The sequence below is a fragment of the Flavobacterium urumqiense genome, assembly GCF_900108015.1.
Classification (GTDB): Bacteria; Bacteroidota; Bacteroidia; order Flavobacteriales; family Flavobacteriaceae; genus Flavobacterium; species Flavobacterium urumqiense.
In genome coordinates this window covers 186,647-205,543 of record NZ_FNVP01000003.1, presented here as the reverse complement: position 1 = coordinate 205,543, position 18,897 = coordinate 186,647, and the positions used below count along the sequence as shown (strand labels likewise).

General features: G+C 32.4%; 15 protein-coding genes and 1 pseudogene. 6 read left to right on the top strand and 10 right to left on the bottom strand.

Features of this window, described 5'->3' with window-relative positions; translation table 11 throughout:
* Nucleotides 1–2 precede the first annotated feature (2 nt).
* The 8 genes from C4S35_RS05880 to C4S35_RS05845 form a co-directional block, all read right to left on the bottom strand.
* Entirely contained in the window at nucleotides 3–860 is an 858-nt protein-coding gene (locus C4S35_RS05880; RefSeq protein WP_103999287.1) for an SPL family radical SAM protein, read from the bottom strand.
* 20 nt (nucleotides 861–880) lie between these two features.
* On the bottom strand, nucleotides 881–1,345 hold the full coding sequence (locus tag C4S35_RS05875) for a hypothetical protein (protein WP_103999286.1): 465 nt from the start codon (nucleotides 1,343–1,345) through the stop codon (nucleotides 881–883).
* 10 nt (nucleotides 1,346–1,355) lie between these two features.
* Nucleotides 1,356–3,050: a DUF262 domain-containing protein gene (locus tag C4S35_RS05870; RefSeq protein WP_103999285.1), complete on the bottom strand. Its 1,695-nt coding sequence runs from the start codon at nucleotides 3,048–3,050 to the stop codon at nucleotides 1,356–1,358.
* A 94-nt stretch (nucleotides 3,051–3,144) separates the two neighbouring features.
* Complete coding sequence (pglX, locus tag C4S35_RS05865; protein WP_103999284.1) at nucleotides 3,145–6,948, bottom strand: BREX-1 system adenine-specific DNA-methyltransferase PglX; 3,804 nt, start codon at nucleotides 6,946–6,948, stop codon at nucleotides 3,145–3,147.
* Nucleotides 6,948–10,460, bottom strand: coding sequence for a BREX system P-loop protein BrxC (brxC, locus tag C4S35_RS05860; protein ID WP_103999283.1), 3,513 nt, complete (start codon nucleotides 10,458–10,460; stop codon nucleotides 6,948–6,950). The genes pglX and brxC overlap by 1 nt, the downstream gene beginning before the upstream one ends.
* Nucleotides 10,461–10,463: 3 nt before the next feature.
* Nucleotides 10,464–11,072: a BREX protein BrxB domain-containing protein gene (locus C4S35_RS05855; RefSeq protein WP_103999282.1), complete on the bottom strand. Its 609-nt coding sequence runs from the start codon at nucleotides 11,070–11,072 to the stop codon at nucleotides 10,464–10,466.
* The gene (locus C4S35_RS05850; protein WP_103999281.1) at nucleotides 11,072–11,686 is read right to left on the bottom strand and encodes a BrxA family protein; all 615 of its coding nucleotides are present in this window, start codon (nucleotides 11,684–11,686) and stop codon (nucleotides 11,072–11,074) included. Before C4S35_RS05850 ends, C4S35_RS05855 begins: the two co-directional genes overlap by 1 nt.
* Nucleotides 11,687–11,890, bottom strand: a complete 204-nt coding sequence (locus C4S35_RS05845) for a helix-turn-helix transcriptional regulator (protein ID WP_103999280.1) — start codon at nucleotides 11,888–11,890, stop codon at nucleotides 11,687–11,689.
* Between the two features lie 792 nt (nucleotides 11,891–12,682).
* On the opposite strand from C4S35_RS05845, the gene C4S35_RS05840 reads away from it, so the two are divergent.
* Both C4S35_RS05840 and C4S35_RS05835 read left to right on the top strand, forming a co-directional pair.
* Nucleotides 12,683–13,915, top strand: a complete 1,233-nt coding sequence (locus C4S35_RS05840; protein WP_103999279.1) for a hypothetical protein — start codon at nucleotides 12,683–12,685, stop codon at nucleotides 13,913–13,915.
* Nucleotides 13,916–13,922: 7 nt separating this feature from the next.
* Nucleotides 13,923–14,321 (top strand): hypothetical protein, encoded by a 399-nt coding sequence (locus C4S35_RS05835; RefSeq protein WP_103999278.1) that lies wholly within the window; start codon nucleotides 13,923–13,925, stop codon nucleotides 14,319–14,321.
* A 42-nt stretch (nucleotides 14,322–14,363) separates the two neighbouring features.
* Here C4S35_RS05835 and C4S35_RS05830 read toward each other — a convergent pair whose 3' ends face one another.
* Complete coding sequence (locus tag C4S35_RS05830) at nucleotides 14,364–14,594, bottom strand: hypothetical protein (RefSeq protein WP_103999277.1); 231 nt, start codon at nucleotides 14,592–14,594, stop codon at nucleotides 14,364–14,366.
* A 459-nt stretch (nucleotides 14,595–15,053) separates the two neighbouring features.
* Between C4S35_RS05830 and C4S35_RS05825 the strand changes: the two genes are divergently transcribed.
* Nucleotides 15,054–15,629, top strand: a complete 576-nt coding sequence (locus tag C4S35_RS05825; protein ID WP_103999276.1) for a hypothetical protein — start codon at nucleotides 15,054–15,056, stop codon at nucleotides 15,627–15,629.
* Between the two features lie 318 nt (nucleotides 15,630–15,947).
* On the opposite strand, the gene C4S35_RS05820 is transcribed toward C4S35_RS05825, so the two are convergent.
* On the bottom strand, nucleotides 15,948–16,616 hold the full coding sequence (locus C4S35_RS05820; RefSeq protein WP_103999275.1) for a hypothetical protein: 669 nt from the start codon (nucleotides 16,614–16,616) through the stop codon (nucleotides 15,948–15,950).
* Nucleotides 16,617–16,844: 228 nt separating this feature from the next.
* On the opposite strand from C4S35_RS05820, the gene C4S35_RS05815 reads away from it, so the two are divergent.
* From C4S35_RS05815 to C4S35_RS05805, 3 genes and pseudogenes are all read left to right on the top strand, one after another.
* Complete coding sequence (locus C4S35_RS05815) at nucleotides 16,845–18,128, top strand: recombinase family protein (RefSeq protein WP_103999274.1); 1,284 nt, start codon at nucleotides 16,845–16,847, stop codon at nucleotides 18,126–18,128.
* 149 nt (nucleotides 18,129–18,277) lie between these two features.
* Entirely contained in the window at nucleotides 18,278–18,571 is a 294-nt protein-coding gene (locus tag C4S35_RS05810; RefSeq protein WP_103999273.1) for a hypothetical protein, read from the top strand.
* A gap of 18 nt (nucleotides 18,572–18,589) precedes the next feature.
* Nucleotides 18,590–18,859: pseudogene (locus C4S35_RS05805) on the top strand (DUF2400 family protein); the annotation flags it as partial.
* Between the last annotated feature and the right edge of the window lie 38 nt (nucleotides 18,860–18,897).

Genomic DNA, 18,897 nt, shown 5'->3' with positions numbered 1-18,897 from the left:
AATTATATTGGGGCAAAGCCATTTTTTCCTTCTCCTAACCATGGTAATTCTTTTCTAAAAACTTCTACCACATCCTTATATTTTTCATCATTCCAATTCATTTTCTTCATTTGTTCAAATGCTACCTCACGAGTACTGGCAATAAATTTTCCTTTATCGGGATGGAATGGCTGAACAATAAATTTCTTAACTCCGGTAGCCAATAGTTCCTTTGTGAAATCCAATGCATTTTCAACCGGCAAGAGTGGTGTCATAGTGATGCATGTATGGATACCAGCATCAGTAATTTCTTTTATCGCTTTTAAGCGTACTTTATTCGATGGGCAATGGGGTTCAAATGCTTTTCTCACTTCATCACTATCAGTAGTTACTGTCATATTCACTTGTATTACATCAAACTGCTTAAACAAATCAATATCCCGGGCTACTAACTGACTTCTTGTCTGAATCACCAGCCGCACTTTATGATAATCTAAAAGCTCTTTTAAGATGCTTCTGGTCAATTCTAAATCCTTTTCTATTGGTTGATAAGGATCCGTCACGCTGCTCATGTAAATGGTCTTGTCCACAAGAGGCTTTTTTCTTTTTTTGATTAATAGCTGTAAGGCATTTTCTTTCACTCTTAACCAATTCCCCCAATTGTCTTTATCATCTGACGATCTTGCGAAAAATGCAGCATAACAGTAGTTACAACCAAAAGAACAGCCAGAATATGGGTTTAAAGTATAGTCATAGGCCCCCATGAAGCCTTTAGCTTCAGTTAAAATACCAGATGCTTGTACATATTCAATACTCGTATTACCTAATTTGGTTTTACGAGGATTGTTGTTTTCTTCTTCTAAACTACTGAATAAATCCATACTTATTTGTAACTCTAGTTTTAAAACGCGTTATTTAATTTTGGCAAAACTCCATTTTGAGTGTAAAAATTATACAATAAAACAGATTCCAAATAGGACGGGGGTGTTTGATTAGTGGTATATAAAATATGAAATGTCAATGTATTCACATTGTTATTTTGCATATAATTAAATACAAAATCATTCGTAAGTATATCAAGTCCGTTAACCCTGCCTCTTGAAGCGACTAGCCTATTTATTAAAGAATGAGATCCCATTTGCCCATTTGTTTTTACTCTACCCGCCATTCCGATATAAACAACTTCATTTGTAATAGAATTTTCCCAAATATAAACACCAAATCTTCCAGGCAATACATTTTCACGTACTAAATGATTATATAGGTTCCTTCCTTGTGGTTGCAAAAACAGATTATATGGTATCTCGAAAACTGTGTTGTTTTCGAGGTACCCATTGGCAATCTGCATTATGTCATTTATGTTCATAGAATTCAATCTAAAAATTATCCATTACAAATTCTATAATTTTCGTTTTCCTTTTTGAAATGGCTTCTTTGTCCCAAAGTTCCGATTCTGTTATAAAATCTTTGATTTCTCTTTGTTGGTAGGAATGATTGTAAGATTCTAATTTATCTTTCAAAGGATTGTTACTTACACTACAATTATGTGACTTTGAAAGCAATAGGTAATTCCCTAAACAATTCAAATGTTGATTTCTGAATTCTTCATCATATATTCCAAATCCATGAGGTTTTAATGTAGGTTCTGTAGAAGGTGCCATGTGTTCAAGTTCTGGACTTTCTATGGTATCATAACGTGAAGCTGAATAACCCGATTTCCCTTCTGATTCCAAAGTGTTTTCGTATTTCCACAAAATGAATTTTGCTGTGGTGTGATTTAATCCACCTTGAATTGCTTTTTCTAATTCTACATTATTCCAATAATTCCACCAATTAAAATCTGTCGTTTTAAGAAAGTTAATTCTAACAATTATTGGGTGAATATCGGTGTTGTTTTGCGTGAAATTAATGTAAACTTCAGTAAGACGTGAAGTAATATCAGCTCTTGTACCAATTAATCTATTTCTTAAAACAACGGTTTCAAAATTTTGACACAATTCTGCAATTGTAGTTTTAGGTAATCCAAATCTATAGGCTTTTAAAATAAAAGGAACTGCTACACCTATTCCCCCCAAAGTAATTAACGAATGAATAGAAAAATTTTCTCTTTCATCTTTTCCAAAAAAGCGTGTTAGATGTTCAAAACTTATTGCCAAACTTTTGGTAAATTCTTTGACAAATTCAATACCATTGTTTTTGGTCAACTCTTCATTTATTTTCGCTACAGCATTGGTTTCCCATAATGAATTGAAATGTACTTTTAAAGTATAAGTCAAAACATCATCTTCACTAATTTTGTATTCAATAGAAGAAATGGATTTATATATTTTTTCAAAACGCTCTTTAATATCCTTGATAATGGCATCTTTTTCATCGTCACCAAAGAGATGAACCTGATACATAAATTGTGCTTTTATGATTTCCAGATTCGTTGGTTTTTTACCTCTGTTGTTTTGAAAAATAAACATTTGAATGGCTTCTGATTCATCTGCTACTTCATGCGTGGTACAAACTGCAGTAGTAACTGCTGCCAACATTCGGGTGCAGTATTCTTCGTTTTTATCTTTTAATAAATTGACAAAATAGTCAAAAGCGGCCACGATTCGTTTACCAGATTCAGTATCGATACCGTTCTTGTCTTTTTTGTCTTGGGTAATTACATAATCTTTGAAAAGTAAGTTATCATAATCAACCGTTTCAAAATGAACGGTACTTCTTCTTTTTATAGTATTTTCAAATAGGACTTCTTCTTTTTCAGTTAACTCTCTTTTCTCTCTAAGGGATTTGAATATAGCGGAAAGGAAAATAACAATAGATGTTAGCCTTTGCTGACCATCAATGATATTAAATAAAAGCCCCCCTTTCTTCTCAAATAGGAAGTGTCCAAAGTAATAGGGTGATGTTGGATTACTATTTAAATAATTTTCTAAATCCTGAATAAAAACATCAATTTGTGTTGCACGATTTCTTTTCTCTTTAGGTATTTCCCACGCATAGGCTCTTTGGTAACTAGGAACGATTATTTTATTTGTTCCGTTTAATATTTCTGCAATTGTTGTTTTTGCTTCCATGTATATTTTTATATATTTTTAATTTTAAAAGTGTCCTCTATACTTTTTTGTTCCATTTTACTTCACAAATAAACTCGATCTGACGTTAATCGGATTAAATATTTGCAACTGCTCCATCAAACTTTTCATAATTAACGGTAACACCATCATCAAGATCAAAAGCTATTTCTTGTAATGTCAGTGTTTTTAAAATTTCATTGTAATCCTGGCATTCCAGTTCCCAGTTGCGTAGTTTTTCCAGGCGTTTGAGTTCGTTTTTGGATAAGTTACTTTCATTTTCAATTAGCTTGTCTCTTTCACTTTTTATCCATTCCTGATGCGGATGTAGGTACTTTCTTTGGATATTCTGCACGGTATATTTGTCCATACGGTGCATATACACCAGTACGTTAAACGCTGCTGTTTGTGGTTTCTTAGGATTGGAACTAAACAACCAATAAATGGGCTTCTTTTTGTAGCGGCTGGTATGATCTTTCCAGAATTCCTCTGTGATATATTTATCTAAATCTATCGTCAAACATTCGTTGATGAAGTTCAAATTTTCGGTTAAGGTTTCTTCTCCCCAAATGTCGTGCACCAGATTTTTAATGCGAACCAAGGCATCATCCGGAAAAGCACATTCATTTCCCATAAGCGGTATGATGGCATCTTCATCAATAGCAACAGAATGATTAATACCTAACAATAACGCTTCGTGAGGCACTAACTCTTCCTCCGTAGGATTAGGATGGGCGATGTGTAAACCAGGTTTGTCCAGACGGTAACGCCCCATAAAAACACCAATGCCATAACTAATAAATTGGCTGATCACTACGTCTTTCTTGATAGGCAATGTAACAGTTCCTTTGCCTTGTTCCCTAAACATTTGCTCCAATTGCTCTAGTGCTTTTCGATCGAGCTCTTCTTGCAATATGGTAATGTCTTTTAAAGCTACCTCAGGGGTTAACTCCTTTTGCAAACTATAAGTAGCTATAAAAATACGGTTGAGTTCTTCCTCATTTTCGTGTAAATGAAAGAAATCTTGAGTAACATTACCCTGCCATTTTTCGTAAGCTTCTTTTAGTGACAGACTTCCATTTAACAACGGGGATTGCTCAAAATCCCAAGAGGTTTCTCTCAAATCCCAATCTTTTTTGGAAATACTTATATTTTCAGAGGTAATAAATATAATTCTATCTTTAATTAATTTTTCTGGGTAAATTATAGGTAATAGACATAAATTTTCTACTTGAAAATTTATTGTTGGATTAATAATGTTGAGTAAAAGATAACCTACTTTAGAGGCTATTAAAGGTACAAAGTAAAAAATATCCTCATTGTCATGAGGGAATGCACTTGAACCACTAACATCCCAAATAAACCCTTCTGGAAAATACCTTGTATCTAAAGATGATATACTTAAATATGTCCATGAAAAGCAGGGTTTAAAAAAGAATTCAGAGAATTGATGTTTACCTCTAGTAAAATCTCTACCAGATTTATGAAAATTCACAACAAATTCTTGGTTACCATACCATTTTCTGCTGTCTCCTCCTTTATTGTAAGGAACCCAGTATTGTTTTTTTAAATCTGTTTCTTTAAAATCTAAATATTTTAAACCTAACTTTTTTATTGACATTTCGTACCAACTTCTCAGAAATTTTTTATTGTCACCAGTGATTATTCCTTGGAATAAAGTAGCATAATCATCTAGTTTTTTTTCTTTAAAAATGTCTATAATTGTCTCAGATACCCAATATGCAATTGGCGAACCTGGTATTTTATAAAAATTAGTTTTATCAAATTTGAAATTTTCCGTAGTTTCAAAAAATCTTTTTTCCTTTATTTCTACATTTTCAACTTTACCTTTGTCATAAGGGTCAAAGAGTCTTTTATAAATACCTATATTATTTTTGTTTTTTGATAAAATGAATGCAACGGAACCAAAATCAGAGCCAAAAACACCTCTGCCATTTTCTAATAGACTTTCAAAATTACAACTCGCAAGCAAATTATTCCTTAATGATTCAAAAGACGATATATACATCCAAGAAGGTAAATTAATCATACCAACTAAACCATTTTCATTTGCCAAATTGGGGCACACTTCCATAAAAACAGTCATTAAATCTATTTTTGAATCTGGATAGTTATCATTCAAATAATCTTTTAAATTATCATTCATACTTCTTTTACCCATATAAGGCGGGTTTGCCACAACAGAGGTATATTTTTTAGACAGAACTAAAAGAATATCTATAAATGGTTTTAGATTGTTCCATAAATCTGATTGTAGGAAATCGAGCGTTCCTTGTTGGCTTTTAGTACTCCAGTTTTGGAATCGTTTCTCGACTAATACAAAAGTTTCGCTTTTAAGCTTTAATTTTAATGTGGCTCCAATATTTTTCCCTTGACGAAGCAATGATAGGTTTCGGGCAACTTCAACTACTATTTCACTGTCCGTTGTTCCAAGAAACTCACTAATGGGTTTATAGGTATTTACTAAAACAGATGTGATTTCGTTCTGTTCTAATGTTTCAATTGTTTTTGTGGTAATAGTAGTTTGTTTTTCAACAATAGTATCTTTTTTATCAATTGTTACAATTTCACCGATATCATCATCTTCATAATCTATTTTATATTTTTCTATTACATCTTCCGCAATTTTGTAACCCAAATATTCTTTTAATCGAGAAACACTAATGGCCTCGGAAGCAAAAAAATAATCAATGGTGTTCTCCGGGAAACTATAAATATGTGGCAATAATAAAGGATTGCTATCATTAGCATTTAGAATTTCGGGATAGAATTCAGCTGCTTTTAACAGTACTGCAAAACGTGCTAATTGCATCGCTCGGTCGTCAATGTCCAAACCAAATAGATTGTCCTTTAATATGCTTGTCACGGCATTTTTAGCAGTATATCCTTGCTCACGATACATTTTGAATAACAATTCAAATCCAGTAACCAGAATATGTCCGCTACCCACCGCCGGATCAATTAATGTAAGTTCTTCCAGCGACTGCAATTGAACAGTGTTGTCAACTTCATTCTTACTATCAGTTTCGTTTACAACCAAATACTTCATTTCTGATTTGAGGGAAGAAGTAGTGTCAAAATCCAGGTATATTTTACCCACAGTGTTTTCTACCATGTATTTCACAATCCACTTGGGTGTAAAAATCTGGGTAGCAGCAGGAATATCCTCGGGTCTTGCTTTTTTATTGGCTTTGAATCCCTTAAATACTTCGTCTTTTTTATCAGAAATATAGAATTGATATAACCAGCCGATGAGTTCTACTTCTTTGTAATCTTCATCCAGAATTGCATCGCTGTTTAACAAGTCAATGATTCCATTGCGTTGCAAAAGATTGTTGGGTAACAGAATCTCAGTATAATCATCGATATGACCAAAGACATCACGCAATAATATATTGTTATTACACAAACGAGTAAGCAGCAATCCTAAAGCTTGCTCTTCCTGATCGTCTAACAAATATTGTTGTAATAAGTCAATATACTTTTGTTGTTTCAGCTGGTGTTGACCTCTCTTAGCATTTTGTACTAATACTGGTGTTTTCAGATCCGGAACATATTCTAAAGCAGGTTGCATATAACCTCTTTTTTCCAGAATTTTAATAGCCATTAGTCGATTGAACCAAGTGTATGCAGCTTCCTCAATAGTGTCCTGAACGGCTTGCTTGTCAGTTAGTCTATTCTTTAATTTTATCCATTTTGGTGGTACGCTTTCATCATTGAAAATTTGACCTCTAAAAATATATCCACCGGTTGTAGTTTCCAGATTTTCATTACTGTTTCCATTTGAATCAAACCCCCAATATAGTAAACGCTGTTTTACACCTTCCATTAGCAAAAGACGTGCTTGTTTTGCAAATGATTTTATGTTATTCGTATTCATTAATTCAAGAATATTTTTTGATTTTTAGCTAGTTTTACCATAAGTCTTTCTCTTAATTTACTGATGTAAACTTCCAGTTGCTCGGGTGTTTCGATGGTTGTTGGCGGCATTTCATTAGCCACGTTAATAATAACACTTTGCTGATATTCCTTCCCTGACTTTTTTGCTTCTGCCTTAGCTTTGAAATCTTCCAAAACCTTGAAGTTTTCAGCTCTAAAATCATTTATTTTTACATTATATACTTCTAATCGGCTATAGCTTTTTTCTTTTTCAATTCTATTAATAAAACTTGAATCGGCAGTTAGATTCGCTTCTGTTATACCTAATTTAATTTTATGTTGCTCGATTTCACCAAATACAATTTCGTACATTTTGATGGTTTCGGAACGTAAATCTTTGATTATGTTTTGTAACGCGTCATGGATTTCTTTGAACGCTTTTTTCATTTGAGGCAATCTATCCCAAGGTTCTTTATCATTCTGAATATAATCAACGAGTGTATTTGCAGTAACTTGTTCTGCCTCATCCAATGCATTAAAATTGTTTTTGTTTCCCTGTATGAATTCTTTTATCTGCTCATAGGTTTTTAGATTATGTTCGATAAATTCAACAACATACATATATTGATCACGGTCCGCTTTCAGGATGTTTTTGTTTTGTTTCACTAGCTCTAACAACTGTTCCTGATCCCGCGCCATGAATAGTTCTGTCAATCCCTTATGAAACTTTTTGATATGATTACCAAAAGGATACAGCTCATGCTCTTCCTTAATTTTATTTACGTCAACTAATTTTTTTGTCAACTTTGCTTTCAATTGATCGACGGCCTCTTTAAAATCGGAAGTAGTTGATGAAATTACATTTTCGGCAAAGATTTCATGGTTCACCGCATGAATAAATCCATTGATTTCTTCCTGGGAATGGGCTTTTTGGTTTAAAATTAGGATGGAATCGCGTTCTCGGTTATTCAAACCTTTATCGACGAATTGAACCAAATCGATACTGTCATTTTTCCATTCAAAGCGTTTTACGCCTTTTTGTGCAATTTTTAGTAAAATATCTAAAGTCACAATATCTTTCCATCCGTATGGTGCCTTTTCAAAAGACTTAACCACATCGCCTACATTTGGGTTTTCACCCATTAAGTTCAATTTATTTGCTAATTCTTCTTCTGCTGGGTCTAAGCCTGTATTGGCTTTGATTTGCTTTGATTTTGCATTCACGATTAATTCGGCATTTGTACTTGCGTAAGCATTACTTAACCCATGTTTTCTATAGGTCTCTTCCAAATGCTTTTTGATCATGTCCTCATATCGAGCTGCTGTAGTATTGCCATTTAACTGGTCACTAGTAATAATTTGCTGATTTGATATTATACTAGTTGACAGGAATTTATTTTCAAAACGCAATCTGATTTCGTTCAACAATATCACATTATTGTTTCTAAAATTATTGAGCGTTTCCACTCGTGGTCCTTTGGCAGCGGATGAATTTAAAGCGATGAATTTTTGCACGCGAACATAGTCCAATATTTTATTTTTTAAATCGGTATCAGTACTAAGCCATTCGCTGATAGCAATGACTAAATCATTGGATGGGCTGGTGTGTGCTAATTGTTGGATATCTGTAATGTCAAAAACAGTAAAGCGTATTTTAAAATCGCCATTACGTATCATTTCTTTATCATCAATTGTAATAGCTGACTTGAAATTATGATTTCCAAAGAAATTAATATCCGGTTTAGGATTGATTACTTTTTGTATTACATCATCATAAAAATATTTGAGTTTGTCATCACTGTTAATTGCTGTATGCTTGATTTGCTGGGCAACATCAATTTCATCGTCTTTGAGGAAACGGTATTTTCCTTCGCTTACTTGAATGATATTTTTATCGACTAACAGATCTAATATTTGGGCAACTTGTTTCTGAATTTCAAGCTTAGGGGTGTCTACAGCCTTCATTAACAGCAAGGCCATATTCTCTACCGTAGCTGGGAAATTCACACGATGGCTCTCGCCAAGATTAGAAACCATGAACAAAGTATTGACGACTCTTTTAGCGAATTCCGCTTCTTTTACCTCGTTGATGTTATAAGCACGATCCAGAATACTTCGTGCAACAAAAGTCAAGTTTTTATCAAATTGATCGTTGAAAAATAAGTCAAATGGTACAAAATAGCCCACTGCATTTTCTTTACATAAATTAGCCGTATAGTGTGTAATTCCTAAAATCGCTCTTTCGGTATTTTTAACACCTTGTCCTACATAGCCTACGTTACTAAAACTTTCGAAAACATCTGAGATCAATCGGAATTGGTACGGAATGAAAGGATAGGTTAGCGTAAAATCATCCTTGCCGATATAATTTTCATAAAGATCATGGTTGAAAACAAATTGATTTTCAATCGCACCTTTGTTGATTTTATAATAGTCGGATAATACACCAATACCATCGGCCTTTTTGGCTAAAATTCTTTTCTTAGTAATGAAAGTTGCATCCTGGCTTTCTAACGAAATAATGGTTTCGAAACGACCTAGAATTTTTCCAAAGTCTTCCGTTTTATCGTCCGTATTGTTGATTAAATTAGAAAGTTCTTGCTGTGCCGTACAGACAATCCAAATTTTATTCCCAATCTTACTTCCAATTTCTTCTACTATGGTTTGCAGGTTTAACAACAATGCGGTATTAGAACCGATATATTGGGACACTTCATCCAATAAGAATACTAATCGGTAATTCTCCGATTTGCTCTTAAGGAAATCCTTAAATTCATTAACCAGAAATTCAATTGTATAATCTTGATTTTTATCCAGAATAGTACTTCTTAGTGAGTCGGTATCAAATTCAGGATTACAGTCTTTAGCAATATCTAATACTTTGTTTAGTGACATTCTGGTAAATCGCAGCTGATTTCCAGACCACTCTTCATTAAAGGTCATTTTTATTTTTTGCTTAAAAAGATCTAGCTGGCCTAGCTCTTGCAGGGGCTTTTCCAGATACAGTGCCAGTGCAATATTGGTATTGTTGTAACCTCTGAAATTGTTAAGTTGATTGAGAAGAACTCTGGTGATGCGATCCTTTTCATCTTCATTACCAGACACCGCATCTATATTAAACATGATTTCGTCTATTTCCAACGCTTCCATTTTCTTTTGCAGTAAAGCCAAAAGATTGGGATTAGGTTCTTCTAATGCCCCAACATTTTTTACGGCTTCCTTGAAATTGACAAATGCTTTTTCTCTGTATTTTTTATTCAAACAATAGAAAAGATATTTGATAAAATGTGATTTACCACTACCGTAATATCCGCTTATCCAAACGCCAGTTTTGCCTTCTTTTTTGTTAGCAATAGCATCCAAAAATTTATAGACGTTTTTTGTAATTCCTTGGGTAAAAACATATTCCTCAATCTCTTGAGTGATAAAATAGTCTTCCATTTCACTCACTACAACGGCTGGATTTATTCGTCTATCGATTTTTTTATCGTAAAGGGTTTCAATTGTTATCATATGTTATTCTGTTGCTATAAGATTGTTTAAATGGTTGGCTCGGTATAAATTGTCGTCATTCAGTAAGCCAAAAAGGTTGTAATTGTTATTTTTATAATCACCGGGATAAAAAACAATTACTTTGAATTCTTTAATTAATTTTTCGGTTTTCTTCAAAAAGTCGGATGATCTTAAATAAGGATAAGCACTTCCAAATCCGTGTAGAATCAGGTATACTTTCTTTTCGTTATTTACGCCGAAGTGGTCTTTTACTTTTTTTGTGAAATTTTTATAGAAATCCCCTTCGTTAATTTCATCTCTGACCCATGCCAAAGCTTCTTCTGGGTCTTCTTTTTCTTTTTCGATGATAAGATTAAATAAGTTTTGGCCGGCAAATTGTTCGTTTTTCAAAAAGTCGATCAACTCATCATACATGTTCACTACCAATGAATCCAGATAGTGATTTGGTCTTTTTAATTTTTCAATCAACAAGTCTATTTCCTTACGCATTTCATATTCTTGAGCGGGCTCGTACGTATAGATGTAAGCGGGGAAAAATAGGTTTCCAGTTCTTGGTTCCTGAAATCCTTTATCGGCCATTAAATCGTATAATTTATTGCTATTTAACATCATTATATTCCTTGTTTTTCAGATTCGCTTAATAATATCACATCAAGAAACCAGCTATCCCCGGTAGAGATAATGTTTCCAAGAACAGCATTGTTAATTGCTATTTTTTGAAGTTTATTTTTGTTCAGCATACCTAAATCTTTCAACATTTTTAAGACTACCTGACCACATTTGTAAACCGTTTTATCTGTTATTTTCGCCAGTTCAGGGTGGAAGTCCATTTTTCTGTATATAAAATTTGAAAAATCATTTATTTCTAATTCAAAATCCAAATTTTTCCATTTGTTCAAAACCCCTTCCAGCATAAAATGTCTAATTATTGGATAACATTTGCAGATCCCATAAAAAAGAATCGTGTTCTTACCGCTTTTATCCGATGTCAAAAACTGATTCAACAGATTTCCATTATTAATGGCGAAAAGTCGTTTTTCAATTTCATGTTTTAATCGTTTTTTTGAACTTTCCGCATTTACCGGAATTACCGAAAAATCAATGTTTTCACTACCATCTAGAAAAGCATCATAGTCTTTTATTTCAGCAACAAAAGCTTCCGTCTCTCTAAGTAATAATGCCCCGGCAGTAAATGCCGTGCTGTATTTTATTTTATCGTCTACCATCTAATTTAGAATTCTATTATTGTCCTCTAAAAGATCTTTTGCTTCCACATTTAATAAAAATGCAATCTTGAATAGTTGTTCAATGCTTGGCTGTCTTCTATTTTGAGCATAAGAATTCACCATGTTATAACTTTTACCCAATTTTTCGGCTAACCAAGTCTGCGTCAATCCTTTTTTCTCTAATTCCAATTTGATTCTGTTCATTTGAAAAGGTTTAAGCTTTAAAAGTAGGATATTCTATTGCATATAACAAAATATGAGATAATATTTATTCAAAAAACCAAATCTCATCTTTCCCATTCACATTACTTTACGGGTTTCCACATTTCGAATAAAAATAATAATTTCAATGTGTAAATCTTCAGGGTATTAGATGTAAGTAATAACTTGGCGTGCAAATGAACTACTTAATTTAGGGTTGAATTAGTATGTAAGGTGGATTTAAGTGGACTACCGTAGGTAACGCCCCCCGGTTGGCGGGGGTGCTTCGATTTTAATGGTGAGTGAATTAGTGGAAGTAGTCTATGAAGCTAAATAGGTAATTATAAAATAAATATTTGTCTATATAATATTTAAATTATTTATATAATTAATGATTCAAAGGTTATTTATATTTAGGAATAGACAGGAATAGATTAGCATAGAACAAGTATAATTAAGGAAATGATACTATTAGTCGCGGTTTTTTACACAAATCCTAGGCAGCCCTTTGATATCAATACTTCCCAGAGGTCACTTTTTTCACCGATACTGGTAAACTTCCTATAAATTTAGTAAGCCGCGGCCACCCATAGGCCGAGGGATTTTGTACAAAACATTAAAACATCCACCTCGATAAAAAGCGATTATAAAAGTTAATATATAGACTATAGAATTATTATTTAAACTTTTTCAAAGAATTTGGATATAACTGATACAGAGGTTGCCAAGAATTAATTACCCTTGGCTTCTGGACCTCTAAAAAAAAAACAGAAACAAAAAAAATAATCCAGAATAATGTACAATGTAATCCCATTTCAACCGAACGCAACGAAATCAATATTTGACCACGTAGACAAAAAAACTTTAAAAGAAATTAAATTTTCCAAATATTGCTTCATCGTCAATATCTATATAATCAAACAACTTGCTAATATAGAATTACCAATCAATCGAAAATTAGCAACCATAAATATTTTAAATTTTCTACATTATATTGATGGTGAAATCCAAGACAACCACGGAAAAACCACAATGATAATTTCACAAAAAAACCTGCTGTCTTTCTTCAGTGACCACGTCGTTAAATACATGCAAATATTAAAGGATCTAGACATAATTAGCAATGTACCCCATGCAGATGGGTCATTTTACACTGCACCACATTTAGCAACAAAAGATAAACCGGCCATAGCAAAACTTTATCGCGTACATAACAGCTATTTAACTAATAAAGAGCTAGGTATTTTAATTCTAGAACCACTTCGAACCTCACATGCGGTTAAAAATGAGGTTAAAAAAATAGATAAGCGATATGTAAACACAATTAACAAATTAGAAATTGATGTATTGGCAGCTATACAGGCTGAAGTTGATTATTACCAAGCTGGTAAGTCAACATTCAATAAATTAAAATGCCGAATATCCAGAATATTTTATACAAAAAGAAAAAGATTTATTAAAACCGGAACAAAAGTAGACCGTATTTATCACTCATTTTCTAATGTATCACGCGTATCACGCAAGCACTTGAACATAAAATTGTACAACATCGACGTAACCAACTGCCAACCACTAATATTGGTAGCTTTTTTGAAAAAAAACAACCTTAAGTGCGATGTAAATTATCAAAAAGACTGTGAAGATGGTATTTTCTATGAAAAATTTGACGGAATAGATGGTCTCTATCTCGACAATAAACAGCGTGATGACATAAAGGTGATGGTATATCGAAAAATATTTTTTGGATTCGACAAAAAGAGCAATTTTAATATAAAATTTAAAGAGTTATACCCTTTAGTATGGGATGAATTATCCAAAATTAAAAAAAATAAAATATCACTCGCTGCTCAATTGCAGAATATGGAAGCTTCAATATTTAATTTCATTATACCGGTAAAATCTAAATATTATTTCACTCTGTTCGATGCAATTTATTTTGATAGTGACCTTGATTCTGAGCTAATTGAGGCGGTGATTAAAGGATTATTTTCTGATCTTGGTGTGAGTGTAGAAACAAAAAAAAAATAAAAATGATATGGATAAGGAATATAAGATTTACCAACTGATACATAACGGTGATATCATTTATGTTGGTCAAACAACTAAAACACTAGCACGGAGGAAAGCAAATGGATATAAGCACATACCTTTTTATAAAGAGTGCGAGATAGAATTGATTGAAATCACCACTGATATCACTCGCGAAACTATATGGATTATGCTATACATGGCTATGGGGTGTGAATTACTAAATAAAAGACTCGGGGTGTTGGCTGAAGAAGAGCGAATTGAACTAAGGAATAAAAACTATGAAAACAATAAATATGCAATAGTAGAAAAAAGAAGAGAGTATATGAAAGATTATTATCAAAAAAATAAGGAAATTTTTAAAATAAGAGGGCTAAAATATCGTAATAAGATTTGCAAAAACTAATAAGCGATTGCATAAATATTGTGACTATTAAAAATCTTGTTACTATTCTAGTATTGCCTTAATTCTTTGGGTACGTTTGTATATTTTTTTTATACCAGGATCCGCTTTCATTTTACCGCCAATTATTTCTGGATATCCAATCAATGAAGTTAAAACATTGGAGTATTTACAATTAAAATCACCACCAATATATTTTGGTCCACCATGAAGTGAAGTAAAAACATTGCCAGAGCAATAAAAACCATCACCAATAGTTTCTGGAGATCCAACCAATGAAGTTAATAAATTAGATTAGCAAAGATAATTACAAACTTTAGTGGTAGGTCCGCTAACAAGGGAACTCATCCGCCAGTATTGAATCTACTTCATATCCAGAATCACCGTCGCACCACCCTTCAAAATATTCTAAAATTTACGCATCTGAATAAACATAACTTTCGGCTAGTGTGAGTTCATCTGAAGGATTCTCAGTCTGCAAATAACCATATTCCTACCCGGTGTTATATGCCCAGTTTAAAGGCTCTTCAGCAGTTAATGATGTTAGGCATGTTTGTTCTGAAATTTGTTCGTGCTTTGCTATTTTTTTTATTATATATTTATATTCAACCAAAAGAATACAGACCAGTTGTAATTTCTATGTATGCTAGAGCGGATTATTTCTATTAAATTTTGAAACATCTTAAAACTTTATTGATTTTTTCATGTATAACTGATAATTAAAAATAAAATGATATGAAAAAGCAAAACATGCTGAAAAGAAGAATCGATTCTATGCACTCAGAAAATTATTTCAAAAATGGGAAAAATCACAAAGAACTAAAAGAATACGTCGATGACATAATTAAAGTGAAAATGATCTACTGGAACAATCAAGATTTTATGGAAATTGTAAATTATTTAATAAAAAAGAATTTGGGCCAGCACAACAAATATTTTGTGAAATCGCAATATATTGAGCAGATAAAAAAAGAAATACAAACTAATCATATCATGATTAAGCAAAATGAATGTTGGACAGATAAACAGGAATGCGAAGAAGAGATATTTTATCTAACTAAAATTTTAATACACCTAGATCCGCAATATTATAATCTAAAATCACCCGCAGATTACACCTACTGGTACGAAAATTATGAAGATAAAATAGTCCACGAGTATGTTATTGCAATATTGGCACACTTTGATTCTTTAGAATGCTTTAAAGAGTATTTGCAAGGGTTATTACAATTTGTAAACACTAAACAGATAATGCACTGTATTAGAATATATAAGCGAACCAATACAATACAATCAATATTAGAATATTAAAATAAGCCACCCCCCAGGGTGGTTTTTTGTTAAAAATATTCGAAGCGAGAGTTGCGTCCCCAAAATTCCATACCGGCTAACTACATCATTAAAGAAAAAACCGCTTCCGGATCGCGAAATAATCAGATGCAATTATAATTAGTCAATTTCATCTCATAAGCTATGCAAAATTTATTGTCGCTTGAAAATAAAAAATTGAAATTCATGCATAAAATTTCAATGAAAATTTCATGAATATATTTGCGGTTACCATCGATTGATAATTTTGAAATTATAATAGTTCGGCATAACCTATATATTTTAACATTTACATCATTTTTATTTTAATCCTTCATTGATTTCTGCAATCAAATCATTGAAATTTTCAGCATTAAATGTTAAATCATCATTCCAGATCATAAAGTACCGCTGGTATTTCAGGATTAGTTTAATATGCCGGATATTTTCCACTATTACATTAGGTAATTTCTTGGCATTTGATGCACCGACATTAGTTTCATTCAAAAAAAAATTACCTTCAAAAAGTATATCTTCGTCCCCAGAATATGTAGATAATATATCATCGAAAGAAAAATTAGCACCAATTTGCAGCGTACAACCGGCCAAGTTGGATAATTTATCATTTTCACTTATATAATAGCTTCCACGCACGACTTTCGGAGAACCCTCTAATGATACTAACTGGTTTTTGTAACAAAAGAAATCTGCACCGACCCACTTAGGTGAACCAATAAGGTTTGTTAATCGATTGTGATAGCAATTAAAATTACCACCAACCGCAACGGGCGCACCGTATAGGGTCGACAGTAGATTATTTTGAACGTTAAAGTCCCCCATAACACGTCCAAATTTAATTGGTAGAATGGCCAGATTTGTTGAAAAAAGATCAACATCACCGTCCACATCAACTGAAAAATCGGGATTAATTGAATAATTCTCAATTTGGTATTTTTTGCAAATTTCTGTAATTTCCATATCCGTTTTCATAGCTTATTTTTCTTTGTAATCCACTTGTTAATTATAACTAACGCCAAATTCAATTGATATATTTGCCAAAGAATATATTATTCAGTTATTGCAGTCGTATTTTTATGTAGGCAAACATAGTATTGGTCTTAACTCGTCCTCTTATGAGTTAGATATCCACTATTCTATAATTAATTTACATTTTGATTCCTTATAGAATATATTATTACATTTGAGATAAAAAAAATTATGTTAGCGATATATTGCCGTATAAGTAAAAAGAAAGAAGAAGGTAAGGATGTTTCAATTCTGACGCAAAAAGAAGAAGGAATGAGGTTCGCTAAGTCTTTAGGCTTAAAATTCAAGTTTTTTGTCGACGAGGGATTAAGCGGTACTTTAGATGAAGTTCTTGACAGACCGGCATTTGCAGAGCTTTTTGAAGCGATTAAAAGAAATGAAGTAACATCTGTTTATTCTATTGACCAGTCAAGAATCGAACGCAATACTCGAATTTGGAATATTTTTGTTTATATAATGACTGAAAATAACTGTAAGTATTATCCTAACGGGAAGTTTTTTGATTTAAACAATCCTGAAAACAAATTGATAAGTACTATTATAAGTGCAAATAATGAATTTTTTGCAGCATTGACAGGGTATAAAGTAAAATTAGCTATCAACAATAATGCTAAAGTTGGAAAAACACACGGAATGACCGCATTTGGCTATGAAAAAGATGACAATGGTTTTTTCAAGATAAATGAAGAACAAGCCGAAATAGTCAAAAAAATTTACAAATTATCGTTAATGGGGAATGGAAGTTATACTATTGCTAAAATATTAAATAGCGATGCAGTTCCTACCAAATTTAATGGCTTTAAAGGTGAAATAAAAAGGAAAGATAATTTTTCCGGAAATATTACTTTTTTCAAAAAAGAAAATGTAAAATGGCGAGGAAATGTTGTTTACGATATGATTGTTAATCCTATTTATAAAGGACTTCGAAGATGGAAAGATATGGATGTAAAAGTGCCACCTATTATAGATGAGGATTTATGGGAAAAAGTAAATAAGAATCTACAGACCAATAAGAAAAAGGTTGGAAAAAAAGAGGAATATCATTATCTCCTAAATAGTTTGATATTTTGTTCTGATTGCGGAAGTGAATTGAGAGGAAAGAAAAGGTTAAAAGGCAAAGATAGTGCATACAAGTGTAAAGGCAAATCCACTAATGCAGAATGCACAAATAGAGGAATTAACATTGCTAAAATTGAGACATTTATTATCCATCATCTTTTTATTACTAAAGAATTAGAAAAACATCTGACTAGTTTGCCTTCAAATAGCGGAAGTAATAATATTTTAAAAGAAAATATTATTAAGCATCTGGCCAATTTAAAAAAAGTAGAAAATAAGATTATAAAGCTTCGAAAGTTACTAATCGACGAAGATCTGGAACACGATGAAGATTTAAAAAATGAATATGTAACCGCAAAAAAAAATAAAGAAAATATACAGAAAATATTGAAGTAATCGAAAAGGAAATATTTGAATCAGAAAATGATATTGCGAAATCTAGATTAAAAAATGCAATTGGTAGCTACGAGATAACAGCAAGTTTTGAAGATACAAAGCAACTAGTTCACTCACTAATTGAAGAAATCACGATAAAACATAATAAAATGGAGCGCGGCGGTTATTTTAAATTGGAAATTAAATATAGAGGATTTCCGGAATCCTCTGTCTTTATGACGCATTGGCAGGCTATGAAATGGCATTGGATTAGTCGCTACCGAAGTACTGGATTTACAGACGAAGAAGTGCAGGACGAAATAGATGCTTTAAAGTGGCGGTTAAAAAAAAATGGAATTGAATTTTCTGATGATGAGTTTAAAGATTATGAAGCTTCTGAGCGTTTAGAGCTTGGACTTGGATCATTACAATTGAAATCGGAAGACTTAATATATTTTGATTAACATACAACCTTAATCACCCGTTTAAATATGTACTTGAGATGGATGATTAGACAAGATAATAAAGGCGTTGATTTAGGAATTTGGAAAAGCATCTCTCCTGCTTCATTATCTTGTCCTCTGGATGTTCATTCCGGAAATGTTGCCCGAAAATTAGGTCTGCTCGCCAGAAAACAAAATGATGGTAAAGCACTAGCGGAATTGGACTTACAACTCCGAGAATTTGATGCAAATGACCCTGTAAAATATGATTTTGCTTTATTTGGATTAGGGGTTTTTGAGGGGTTTTAACAATTATTATTTGGTTAATTTATTGTTAATGACTCATT